Origin of the sequence: Muriicola marianensis, from assembly GCF_014638095.1 — a bacterium.
Lineage (GTDB): Bacteria > Bacteroidota > Bacteroidia > Flavobacteriales > Flavobacteriaceae > Muriicola > Muriicola marianensis.
In genome coordinates this window covers 1,095,120-1,107,163 of the sequence record NZ_BMFH01000001.1, presented here as the reverse complement: position 1 = coordinate 1,107,163, position 12,044 = coordinate 1,095,120, and the positions used below count along the sequence as shown (strand labels likewise).

The 12,044-nt window shown below is 48.5% G+C and carries 10 protein-coding genes; 2 read left to right on the top strand and 8 right to left on the bottom strand.

Going from position 1 to position 12,044, the window contains the following annotated elements; translation table 11 throughout:
* Positions 1 to 34 precede the first annotated feature (34 nt).
* The 4 genes from IEV19_RS05080 to rpsO form a co-directional block, all read right to left on the bottom strand.
* Complete coding sequence (locus IEV19_RS05080) at positions 35 to 1,039, bottom strand: tetratricopeptide repeat protein (protein WP_188369586.1); 1,005 nt, start codon at positions 1,037 to 1,039, stop codon at positions 35 to 37.
* A 177-nt stretch (positions 1,040 to 1,216) separates the two neighbouring features.
* Entirely contained in the window at positions 1,217 to 2,080 is an 864-nt protein-coding gene (locus IEV19_RS05075) for a sigma-70 family RNA polymerase sigma factor (protein ID WP_163691380.1), read from the bottom strand.
* 165 nt (positions 2,081 to 2,245) lie between these two features.
* Complete coding sequence (locus tag IEV19_RS05070; RefSeq protein ID WP_188369585.1) at positions 2,246 to 4,468, bottom strand: polyribonucleotide nucleotidyltransferase; 2,223 nt, start codon at positions 4,466 to 4,468, stop codon at positions 2,246 to 2,248.
* Between the two features lie 182 nt (positions 4,469 to 4,650).
* Entirely contained in the window at positions 4,651 to 4,920 is a 270-nt protein-coding gene (gene rpsO, locus IEV19_RS05065; RefSeq protein ID WP_188369584.1) for a 30S ribosomal protein S15, read from the bottom strand.
* Positions 4,921 to 5,086: 166 nt separating this feature from the next.
* Here rpsO and IEV19_RS05060 point away from each other — a divergent pair, with 166 nt between their 5' ends.
* The gene (locus IEV19_RS05060; RefSeq protein WP_188369583.1) at positions 5,087 to 5,947 is read left to right on the top strand and encodes a hypothetical protein; all 861 of its coding nucleotides are present in this window, start codon (positions 5,087 to 5,089) and stop codon (positions 5,945 to 5,947) included.
* 39 nt (positions 5,948 to 5,986) lie between these two features.
* Here the strand turns inward: IEV19_RS05060 and accD are convergent, their stop codons facing one another.
* The 3 genes from accD to tamL are packed head-to-tail and all read right to left on the bottom strand — an operon-like array spanning position 5,987 to position 10,587.
* On the bottom strand, positions 5,987 to 6,847 hold the full coding sequence (accD, locus tag IEV19_RS05055) for an acetyl-CoA carboxylase, carboxyltransferase subunit beta (RefSeq protein ID WP_188369582.1): 861 nt from the start codon (positions 6,845 to 6,847) through the stop codon (positions 5,987 to 5,989).
* Between the two features lie 30 nt (positions 6,848 to 6,877).
* The gene (gene fbaA, locus IEV19_RS05050; protein WP_188369581.1) at positions 6,878 to 7,945 is read right to left on the bottom strand and encodes a class II fructose-bisphosphate aldolase; all 1,068 of its coding nucleotides are present in this window, start codon (positions 7,943 to 7,945) and stop codon (positions 6,878 to 6,880) included.
* A gap of 59 nt (positions 7,946 to 8,004) precedes the next feature.
* Positions 8,005 to 10,587 (bottom strand): translocation and assembly module lipoprotein TamL, encoded by a 2,583-nt coding sequence (gene tamL, locus IEV19_RS05045; protein ID WP_188369580.1) that lies wholly within the window; start codon positions 10,585 to 10,587, stop codon positions 8,005 to 8,007.
* Positions 10,588 to 10,611: 24 nt separating this feature from the next.
* Between tamL and IEV19_RS05040 the strand changes: the two genes are divergently transcribed.
* Positions 10,612 to 11,343, top strand: a complete 732-nt coding sequence (locus IEV19_RS05040; RefSeq protein WP_188369579.1) for a TrmH family RNA methyltransferase — start codon at positions 10,612 to 10,614, stop codon at positions 11,341 to 11,343.
* A 1-nt stretch (position 11,344) separates the two neighbouring features.
* On the opposite strand, the gene porT is transcribed toward IEV19_RS05040, so the two are convergent.
* Positions 11,345 to 12,043: a type IX secretion/gliding motility protein PorT/SprT gene (porT, locus tag IEV19_RS05035; RefSeq protein WP_188369578.1), complete on the bottom strand. Its 699-nt coding sequence runs from the start codon at positions 12,041 to 12,043 to the stop codon at positions 11,345 to 11,347.
* Position 12,044: the final 1 nt, after the last annotated feature.

The following is a 12,044-nucleotide window of genomic DNA, read 5'->3' as shown; positions in this document are numbered from 1 at the left end:
GTATTTGGTATCTGTAAAAGTAAACAAACCTCAGCTAATCCGTATTTACGGGATCAGCTTTTCTCTGGAGACGGATAAGGTCACTTTCTGCTGCGATGTAACCAAATGAACTCCAGTTGTCACCTTGGACGATCCCTTTCATAAGCTCAACCCCTTTTTTAACTCCATCAGTATCCGGATTCGTAAAATACCAGTTGGCCAGGCCATAGGCCACGGCATCTGAGGCAGCAGAGGGCTCACCATCAGGGATAAGGGTCTCCTCCGTGGTCAATCCTTTGTAGAAGAGACAAAGGTTGTGGTAGCTGTTGTTTTCAATAACCTCCAGGTCGGTGGTGATCGGACTAAGAAGACTGTCTGCTGCGCTGTATTGACCCATCCGCCTTTGGATCATGTAGAGCCAGTGGGTACTCGAGACCAGGTTGTCCGGATTTGAACCGCTTTCGCGGCAATTGAGATATGCGCTGTAGGCATCCGGGTAATCGCCTTTAAGGTAGTAGGCAAGACCGAGATGGTACCAGATATTTCCATGTAGCGTACTTACAGGAATATTCATGGCGTTCGGGATGCCGTCGGGCTCAATAGAATTCTCGGTTCCCCTGATGAGTTCACTGGCCCTTTGCAAGTCGGCTACAGCCTTGTCGAATTCCCGTATCGAGATGTACCTGTGCCCTCTGTGCCGGTAAAGGCGGGCCTCTTCAGGAAACCTTCGGATGCCCTGGGAATAGATAGCAATTGCTTCCTCGTAGTACCCCAGATAGGCTGTGCGTCGCCCGAACCAGATAAGAGCTTCCACATTTGTAGTGTCTTTTTCATAAGCCTGCCTAGCTTCCAGATATTGCTGCAGGGCCTTGCCACTGGCCTTTTCCCTGGGGAAGACCTTGCCCAAAGGTGTGGTGAAGGGGGCTGGGACTTCCGGGAGCTCGCTGTCCTTGCAGGAGCTGAAGCCAATGGTCATAATAAACAAAAGGACCAGGGAGAAGGGGGGTGATAGTTTGCGGAGAAATGGCAGGCAGTAAGGTGCTACTTTCCTTGGTTTCATATACGGTGTTCTAAGTTGAGGTGGGATCAAATGAAAAACTCCGGTAATCAGCCGGAGTTTATTCATCAATCAAAAAACGAACAGTCATGATACACTGTTGTTATTGTTAAAAATAAGCTAAAATCTCCAGAGTTCCAATTTTGAGGAGTGTCTTTCAGCGAATTTTATTCAGGGATTTTATCCCAGATAGGTCTTGAGTATCTTGCTTCTCGAGGTGTGTTTCAACCTTCGGATGGCCTTTTCCTTGATCTGACGTACGCGTTCGCGGGTCAGGTCGAACGTTTCTCCGATTTCTTCCAGGGTCATGGAGTGCTGTCCGGCAAGTCCGAAATAGAGCCTGATAACATCAGCCTCCCTTGGAGTCAGGGTTTCCAGGGCCCTTTCGATCTCAGTTCTCAATGATTCGTGCAAGAGATCCTTGTCGGGATTAGGAGATTCTCCGCTGCGCAGTACGTCGTACAGGTTAGAATCCTCCCCGTCAATCAGGGGGGCATCCATGGATACGTGTCTTCCCGAGTTCTTAAGGGATTGCTTCACATCTTCCACGGTCATATCGAGCTCCTTGGCGATTTCCTCCGCAGAAGGCACCCTTTCATGAGCCTGCTCCAGAAATGCAAAGGTCTTATTGATCTTGTTGATGGAGCCGATCTTGTTCAGGGGTAGGCGCACAATACGAGATTGTTCTGCCAGGGCCTGGAGGATAGATTGTCTGATCCACCAAACGGCATAGGAAATAAATTTAAAACCTCGGGTCTCGTCAAATCGCTGGGCGGCTTTGATCAGGCCCAGGTTGCCTTCATTGATCAAATCAGGGAGGGTTAGACCCTGGTTTTGATATTGCTTAGCTACAGAAACCACGAATCTCAGGTTGGCTTTGGTCAACTTTTCAAGAGCCGACTGGTCACCGGCCTTGATACGCTGCGCCAGTTCTACCTCTTCATCAGCCGTGATCAGGTCTACCTTGCCAATTTCCTGAAGGTATTTGTCCAGTGACGCCGTTTCACGGTTCGTCACCTGTTTTGTAATCTTTAACTGTCTCATCTAATAGGTTCCTTTCTATTTAGGTTATAGTGCATGGACTGCATATATTTATACGTATAAAAATGAGGAATGTTACATGTGGGCAAGGAAAATTTGATAAAAATGTTAAAAAAAACAAAAAACCCCGGCAAAATGCCGGGGTTTTGATGTTTATCAGGAACGGAATCAATCTCTTCTCTGTCGCTGCGGTCTCCTTTGACCACCTCGGTCGTTGCGATCTCCGCGGCTATTCCTGTCGTTCCTTGGAGGCCTTTCCTTATATCCTTCCGGTTTGGGTAAAAGCGCCTTTCTGGATACCTTATCCTTTTTGGTTCGCGGGTCGATCCCAATATACTTCACGTCGAACACATCACCCATGTTGACCACATCGGTTACTTTGTCCGTGCGTTCCCAGGCCAGCTCGGATACGTGAAGCAGGACCTCATTCCCCGGGGCTTCCATATATTCTACCACGGCACCGAAATCTAGCATCTTGATGACCTTCACCTCGTATACACTTCCCACTTCTGGTTTGAAGGTGATGGAATCGATCTTGGCCAATACGGCGTCGATTCCGGCCTGGTCTGTTCCCAGGATCTCTACGATTCCTTCTTCCGTCACGGGATCTTCGTTGATAACGATCGTGGTCTTGGTCGCTTTCTGTAGCTCCTGTATCACTTTTCCTCCCGGACCGATTAACGCTCCGATATATTCGTTTGGAATAACGGTAGTAACCATTTTCGGGGCGTGAGGTTTTACATCTGGTCTTGGTGCCTCAATGGTATCGGTAAGTTTTTTCAGGATATGTAACCTACCGTCCCTGGCTTGTTTCAGAGCCTTGACAAGGATCTCATAGGAGAGTCCTTTGACCTTGATATCCATCTGGCAGGCCGTGATCCCGTCTTCAGTACCGGTTACTTTGAAGTCCATATCTCCCAAATGATCCTCATCTCCAAGGATATCGGACAATACAGCGTACTTTCCTGTCTCCGCATCAGAGATCAATCCCATGGCGATACCGGATACAGGCTTCTTTAACTGCACCCCGGCGTCCATGAGCGCCATAGTTCCGGAACAAACGGTAGCCATAGACGAGGATCCGTTACTTTCCAGTACTTCGGAGACCACACGCACGGTATAAGGGCAATCTTCCGGGATCATCCTTTTAAGAGCCCTCTGAGCGAGGTTTCCATGTCCGACTTCCCTTCTGGAAGTACCCCTTATAGGTCTGGCTTCTCCTGTGGAAAAAGGAGGGAAGTTGTAGTGCAAATAGAATGTTTCCTCTCCTTCATAGGAGGGCATGTCGATCTGGTTCGCTTCCCTTGACGTACCCAGGGTGACAGTCGCTAAGGCCTGTGTTTCCCCTCGTGTAAAGATGGCAGAACCATGGGTTGATGGCAGGTAGTCCACTTCACACCAGATAGGTCTGATTTCGTCAGTCTTCCGTCCGTCCAGTCTCAGCCCTTCGTCCAGTGTAAGATCCCTGACAGCCGCTTTTTCGGCCTTGTAGTAATACTTGGTGATCAGGTCGCCTTTTTCTTCCAGTTCTTCTTCACTGAAGCTGGCCTTGACCTCTTCCTTGATCTCCTCAAAGGCCTGGCTCCGTTCCTGTTTGGCCGAACCTGCCTTCGCTACTGCATAGACCTTGTCATAGGCCATTTCTCGGATCTTCTTTTCAAGATCTTCATCCTCGGCCTCTGTTTCGTATTCTCTTACTTCCTTCCTTCCGAAGGCTTCGGCCAGCCTCATCTGGGCAGCGCATTGCTCCTTGATGGCTTCGTGGGCGAATTTGATGGCTTCCACCATATCCTCTTCGGAGATCTCTCCCATTTCACCTTCCACCATCATCACTGAATCTGCGGAAGCCCCGATCACCATGTCGATGTCGGAATCTTCGAGCTGAGCCCTGGTGGGGTTAATGATAAATTCACCATCTACACGGCCAACCCTTACTTCAGAGATGGCACATTCGAATGGAAAGTCTGAAAGCTGGATCGCAGCGGAAGCTGCCAGTCCGGCCATGGCGTCCGGCATCACGTCCTCATCGTGAGACATCAGTTGGATCATCACCTGAGTCTCTGCGTGATAATCCTTAGGGAAGAGGGGTCTCAAAACCCTGTCTACCAAACGCATGGTGAGGATCTCACCGTCGCTTGGCCTGGCCTCACGTTTAAAAAATCCTCCGGGATAGCGGCCAGAGGCTGCAAATTTCTCCCGGTAGTCAACGGTAAGCGGCAGAAAGTCTACATCCGACGCTTTGTAATTCGATACTACGGTACACAACAGCATGCATTTGCCCGATTGGACAACCACAGAGCCGTGTGCCTGTTTGGCTAATTTTCCGGTTTCGATAGAGATAGTCCTACCGTCACCGAGGTCAATGACCTCTTTAAAAGTCTTAGGAATCATAAATTTTAATTAATCCTGTAATAGGTACAGGAGTGTTAAACAATGGTCTGCCGCCCTCATGGCCGGCCGAAGTTGTGTTGTTGTGTTGTGACCAATGAAAAACTGAGAGTAAGCTTTTTAAAATTGCCTCCCTGCGGAGGACTTGGTAATTAAAAATGGGGAAGAATCCCTCCCCCATTTTTTTATTTTCTGATATTCAGGTCTTTGATGAGTTCCCTGTATTTCTCAATATCCTTTCTTTTCAGGTAGTCGAGGAGGCTCCTCCTTTTACCTACAAGCCTTACCAGTGATCTCTCTGTGTTGAAATCCTTCTGGTTGTTTTTAAGGTGACCCGTAAGGTGGTTGATCCTGTGGGTGAACAATGCAATCTGAGCTTCTGTTGAACCCGTGTTGTTTTCGTCTCCCCCGTACTTTTTGAAGATTTCCTTCTTTACTTCTGTAGTTAAATACATGCCAATATTGTATTAAATGATTTTTATGTATTTGATTGATTTTCAATCGAGGTGCAAAGATAGAAATAATTTCGCAACCCGACCTGATGAAGTTATTTTTTTATGAGGTCGTTAAACCTTTCTTAAAGAATACGGTCTTAGGAGGGTAATCTTTAAAAACTACATTATGAAAAAGAGTCTCAAAACACTGAACTATGCCGGAGGTATGCTTTTGGCAGCTGCCTTGCTGTTTTCCTGTAACAAGGAAGAATCCTCACCCATTGCGGAAACCGAGAACTTCGAGGTCGCCGAACTCAAGGTGAGTGACGAATCAGAATTAATTTCCGAGGAGATCATGAACATAGCCGAAGATGTCTATATGGCAGACGAAGCTCAGGCTGCCGGAAAATTCTCCTATAATTCCGATTTTCTGCCGGATTGTGTGACCATTACCACGGTGATCACCTCCACAAGCAAAGAACGCACCATCGATTTTGGAGAGGGATGCGAGCTACCTAATGGGAATGTTCTCAGCGGAATCATCTTTCTGAGCTATTCCAAGGATATGGAAATGGCCACCAATACCCTTAGCCTTTCCCTGGAGAACTTTACATTCAACGGAGTGGCCATAGAAGGAGGGGCTTCAATCCTGAGGATGCGCACCAATGAGAACGGCAATCCCCAGTCTGATGCCGATGCCAGTTTTTCGGCAACCTGGCCGAACGGGGAAACCGCGAGTTTTACAGGTGAACGTACCCGCGAATGGATCGAGGGATACGGCAGTGGATTCTGGGGAGATAATGTGTACCTGATCAGCGGAAAGGGGACATTCACTGGGCCAATGGGCAACGTATTCGTCAAGGAAACAGTGACCCCATTGAGGAGGGAACTGGCCTGCAGATTCATCGTCAGCGGAGTCCTGAATATTTCCAGGAACGACGCTACAGCCAGTTTGGATTTCGGGGACGGAAGCTGTGACGCAAAAGGAGTGCTTACCTACCCCGACGGAACTTCTGAGGAGATCTTCCTCCGGAGATTTAAGAACTAAAGTACCCAAAAGAAACAGCCCTGAAGACCAGGGCTGTTTTTATTTTCGGATCGGTTCGTTCTGAATGAGGTCCAGGTAGAGGTTGACCTTCTGTTTAAGTTCGCTCCTGTGTACGATAAAATCGAGGAAGCCGTGTTCCTTTACGAATTCGGCAGTCTGGAAATCCTTAGGAAGGTCCTTTCCGGTCGCCTCCTTAACCACCCTCGGACCTGCAAAGCCTATCAGGGCACCTGGTTCGGAAATATTGATATCACCCAGCATGGCATACGATGCCGTAGTACCCCCAGTGGTGGGATCAGTACAGAGGGAGATATAAGGAAGTTTTGCTTCTGCCAGCTGAGCCAGTTTAGCAGAGGTTTTAGCCAACTGCATGAGGGAAAGTGCCGCTTCCATCATACGTGCCCCTCCCGACTTGGAGATCATTAAAAACGGTACTTTTTTCTTGATAGAATAATCTATGGCCCTTGCGATCTTCTCGCCTACCACGCTTCCCATGGACCCTCCGATAAAACTGAAATCCATACAGGCCACGACCAGGTCCTTCCCCATGGATTTACCGTAAGCCGTGCGCACCGCATCCTTGAGTCCGGTTTTCTTCTGGGCCGATTTAAGCCTGTCTACATACTTTTTTGTATCCTCAAACTTCAGGGGATCCTTGGAGCTGAGTTTGGCATCGAGTTCTGTGAATTTGTTGTCGTCAAAGAGGATCTCAAAATATTCCTTACTGCCGATCCTGACGTGGTAGTCGTCTTCCGGACTTACGTAAAAGTTCTTGGCGAGCTCTTCGTACTCTACGATCTTGCCCGTAGGCGATTTGTACCAGAGACCCTTCGGAGTGTCTTTCTTCTGTTCTGTTGCGGTCTGTATCCCTTTTTCCTTTCGTTTAAACCAAGCCGTCATAGTCACATCATTTAAAGTGGGAGAAATTGCCTAAAGCGTATTCACATTGTTGAGGTCTTCAAAAGCTTTTTTGAGCCTGGCCACAAAGGTCTTTTCGGCTTCGCGCATCCAGACCCGGGGGTCGTAGAATTTTTTGTTGGGTTGATCCTCGCCCTCGGGATTCCCGATCTGGGATTGAAGGTAAGGCCCCTTTGCCTTAAAGTATTCTCTGATTCCTTCCATAAAGGCGTACTGAAGATCCGTATCGATGTTCATCTTGATCACCCCGTAGCCTATCGCTTCCCGTATCTCCTCCAGGGTTGACCCTGAGCCGCCATGAAAGACAAAGTCGATATGGTTGTGCCCCACATTGTACTTTTTGGAGATGTACTCCTGGGAATTCTTAAGGATCTTAGGTGTCAACTTCACGTTTCCGGGTTTATAGACCCCGTGTACGTTACCGAAGGCTGCGGCCACGGTAAATCTGTGGCTCACCTTGCTGAGTTCTTCGTAAGCGTAAGCAACCTCCTCGGGCTGGGTGTACAATTTTGAATCGTCCACATCGGTATTGTCCACCCCGTCTTCTTCTCCTCCGGTGATCCCCAGTTCGATCTCCAGGGTCATATCCATTTTGCTCATCCTTTCCAGGTACTGTTTGCAGATCTCTATATTCTCTTCGATCGGCTCTTCAGAAAGGTCGATCATATGAGAACTGAAGAGGGACTTGCCGGTGGCATTGTAATGTTCCTCACTGGCATCGAGAAGGCCGTCAATCCAGGGGAGTAATTTCTTCGCACAGTGGTCGGTGTGAAGGATAACGGTTGCCCCGTATGCCTCAGCCAGTTCGTGAATGTGTTTTGCTCCGGCTATTGCTCCCTTGATGGCAGCCTGCTGTCCTTCATTTGACAGACCCTTTCCAGCGTTGAATTGTGCTCCGCCGTTGGAGAACTGGATAATGACAGGAGATTTAAGTGATGCAGCCGTTTCGAGGACGGCATTTATGGTATTGGAACCGGTTACATTTACAGCGGGTAAGGCAAAGCCCTTTTCCTTGGCATAAGCAAAAATCTTTTGCACATCGTCACCCGTTGCGACACCTGGTTTGATATTGTGACCCATGTTTCTCTCTTTAATTAGTCAGTTGTGATACTCGGGCAAAAGTAATAAAATTATTAGGTCTAGAAGGGATAATTGATCCCTATTTGTATGACAGCATTGCTGAAGTTGTACTCCCTGAACCATCTCCTCGAGGGCTCCTCAGCCGGGTTGTAGGTCTTAAATCCGGCATCTACCCGAAAGACAAAATAGGTAAAATCATACCTAAGCCCAAAACCGGTACCCAGGGCAATATCTGCTAGGGATCCGAAGCCGCTGAAGGTCTTGTCCGGATCGTCCACATTGTCCCAGACATTCCAGATATTACCCGCGTCGGCAAAGAGGGCGCCTTTGAAATTCCCCACTACGGGGAAGCGGTATTCCAGGTTAAAGGCGAGTTTCAGGTTGGCCTCGTTAAAGTCATTGATATCGCTGGATCGGCCGGGGCCGAGGGAGTACGGGAACCATGCCCTGTTGTCGTTGGATCCCCCCGCAAAGTAACTCCGTACAAATGGAACACTCTCAGAGTTGCCGTAGGGTACTGCGATACCGAAGAAACTGCGAAATGCCAGGACATTAGACCTGCTGAGGTCCCAGTGCTTGATATAGTCGAACTCCGTCTTCACATATTGCGAATAGGGGACCCCAAAGACCAGTAGGTTGTTGTTGTCATTCTGATTGAAGGGCACAAGATAGGACATTGCCGAAAGCAAGTTACCGGCACTTTCCAGTTTCAGGCGGAACTGGTAAAAACTATTGTCATTGATACCACTTTTGTTATTCTTCGTAAAGGTATAGTTGCTGGAAAAGATCAGGTTGTTCTCTGTGAGGCGGTCCCTTCGTTCTTCTATCCGGCTTACGTCTATAAAATCTTCCCTTGCCGTAGTAACGGTTCCGTCCAGTACAGCCTGGGTAAAGCCGGTCGTTCCATCCGGGATGATGAGGCGGGGATCATCCGGATCGTCTGTGGGCTCAAAAAAAGCTGCCAGGGCAGGCTCATCCTCATACGTATCGGCTATATTATCTAATTGCCTGTAACTGCTGCCGTATACATTAAAGAAACGGTCGGGGTTCACATTGCGCACGTAGAGAATGTTGAGGAGTTCCAGGGTGTTTTTACGAAAAATATCCGGAGTCCAGGTATAACCTAAAATGCTGTTCAGAGTCTGCTTGTCGAGCCCGATATTCTTCTGAAAGCTCGTTCCCGCAGAAATACGTGTCTGAGGAAGCATATAATAAGGAATTACCCTCTCCGTAGGGAGGGGGAACCAGATCCTTGGAAATGTCAGGTTGATATCAGCCCCAACTTCCGAGAAGAAATCCTCGGGAAGGGATGCATCGCTGAGAAGACCAAAAGTACCACGTGCAGACAAGCTCAGCGTCTCCGCCCCTCCGAATACGTTCCTCGTGATAAGAGAAGTGCTGAACCCGATCCCCAGTCGCTGTATGTTGGAATGCGTCACATCCAGGTTAAGGCCCAGGGAATACTTGGATCGGGCCGTAAGGAAGATATTGGATACCAGCCTGGTCTGTGTACTGTCTTCCAGGATCTGTATGTTGGGATACTTAAACGTATTGAGGTTGGTGATCTGCCGGTAGGTCCGTATCCTGTCCAGGTCGCGGTACAGACTGTCTTTTTCAAAGAAGATGGCATCGGTAAGGGCTTTGGGTTTATACCTTAGTCTGTCTTTGAAATAGATGGTGTAATTCTTGTATTCGGTCGACTGCATTGTGCTGGGGTCGTCTCCGAATTCGTAATCCGCGAAGATGTTGATCCTGTCGAAGGAAAATACCTTGTACTCTGCGGTAGTGATGGCCGTATCACCTCTTTTCCTCAGGTTTTCAATGTTCAGCTCCACAGTCATCTGCTGATCATCCCTGATCTCGGTGGTATCCCTCAAAATATTGTAGGTTATGGAACTCTCCTGAAAATTATAGACCCCCGAATTTCTGAACAGTTCGGTGAGGCGTTCCCTCTCATTATTGAAGTCGGTAAAGTCGAATTGTTTGCCCTCTAAGATCAGGGATCGGTCGCTGTTGGCCTTATAGATAGAATCAATCGCCGGGGAGGCGATGTTGTTGGTCAGGGAGTCGATAAAATAAGGTTTTCCCAGGGTGATCAGATAGTCTATTGCCGCCCGCTGTTTTCTCTTTTCCTCCTTGATCTCAAAGGTTGTACTGTTGTTGAAATACCCTTTGCTGTCGTAATAGGTCTTGAGTCGTTGCAGGGTTTTTCTCGTGCGGGAGGTGTCGATGATCACAGGAGCTTCCCCTATCTTCTTGAGCCATTCACTGTATCCTTTGACGAGAAATGACTCCCCCAGAGCGTCGACCTGTTTCTGGGACAGCAGCCTGGCCAGGCGATCTTCCCTTTCGGGTTTGCGATTTAGCCATGCCTGGAAGGTAGAATCGGGATCTTTCTTTGCCAGATTGTAGAGGTTAAGTCTGAGGGGAAAACCCAGGACACGGGTGTTCGGCTCTTGTACAATAAGGCTCCTGGCATCCTCATCCAAAACCCTTTGCCCGTCTGTATAAATGGCATTTTTTGTCAGTAACAATTCATTTTCTCCTACCCGCTTTAAAGTATTACAGGAAGAAAGCCCGGCGATAAGCAGGAAGATACCTATTTTAGCACCGTAGCCCTTAAGAGGAAAGGAGGTATTCATAGGAACCAAAAATACATTTTTTGGATGGTTGGGAAAAGTCAAATAAAGTATATCAGGAGCCTGCAACTAAAAAAGCACAGAAAGGCCACAGGCCTCTTTGTAGCTGAGGGAGTAAAGCTGGTAAATGAACTGTTGGCAGAGGGATATGATCCCCGGTTTCTCTATACCACCACCCCGGAGGTACTCCCTCCAAATCCCCCTCCTTTCGAGGTCGTAAAGGAGGCAGATCTGATCAGGATGAGCGGACTCAAATCCCCGAACAAGGTGCTTGCCGTTTTTCCCATCCCGCAGACACAGGTCTTAAAAGAGGAGGGGTGGATGCTGGCACTGGATGGGGTAAAGGATCCGGGTAATCTGGGTACCATCATCCGGTTATGCGATTGGTTTGGCTTCTCACAGCTCATCTGCTCCGAGGATACAGTAGATTGCTACAACCCCAAGGTGCTGCAGGCGACCATGGGGTCGATCGCCAGGGTGAAAGTGGTCTATGTCGACCTGCCTGAATTCCTGTCTGCCTCCGGGAAACCTATTTTTGGGGCCTATATGGAAGGAAAAGATGTGCAGAAGACACAATGGCCGGAGACCGGCATTCTAGTAATGGGGAACGAAGCTCACGGGATATCCGAAGAGGCAGGAAATCATATACGGAGCAAGGTGAGCGTGCCTCAATTCGGAAAGATCTCAGCCGAAAGCCTCAATGTGGCCACTGCCACCGCTATCCTGTTACACGAACTCAGGAGAGATTCCCCGAACTGATCTATTCAAAGGTGAAATTTACGAAGACGCCTCGGGTGCGAAGGGCGTCGATATTTCCCGTCCAGGGGCTTGAAGGGTCGTTGTCGGGGACCAGTTCATCCGTGATCGCGAATACACCCCTGATGGAGGGAGAAAATTTGAAGTATTCCGTATAGAAATCGATCCCGAAGCCGAGCTCGTAGTTGAATACCTGTTTTTTCATCCTGAATGTCCCGCTGCTGTTGTCATCCAGGCTGTCCTCATTGCTACCCAGGTTCATCGAAGCAGAAACACCACCCACCAGGAAAGGTTTCCAGTTTCCTATCCTCTTTGTACTTGCCTTGAGCAAAAGGGGGAAGTTGATATAGGTCGATTTTACTTCACGGATCGCATCGCTCTCTTCCGAAAAACCGGGAAATCCCAGGGTTCGGGATCCGTAGTAGAGTCCGGGTTCAAACCGGAGGTCGAAGTGCTCATGCAGGCGCACTTCCCCGATTAAGCCCACATTAAACCCAACCGACTTGTTTACGAGGATATCCTGGAGGTCGTTCTTATAGTCAAACTTGAAATCGTATTGGTTAAAACCAAGAAAGTAGCCCCAGTTTAAGAGTGCTTTGTCCTCGTTTTCCAGGTTGAGGATGGGCTTTTCATTGAACTGGCCAACGAGTACACTTGCATTTCCCATCAGGATCAGGAACAGCAGAAAGAAGGTTCTTCTCATA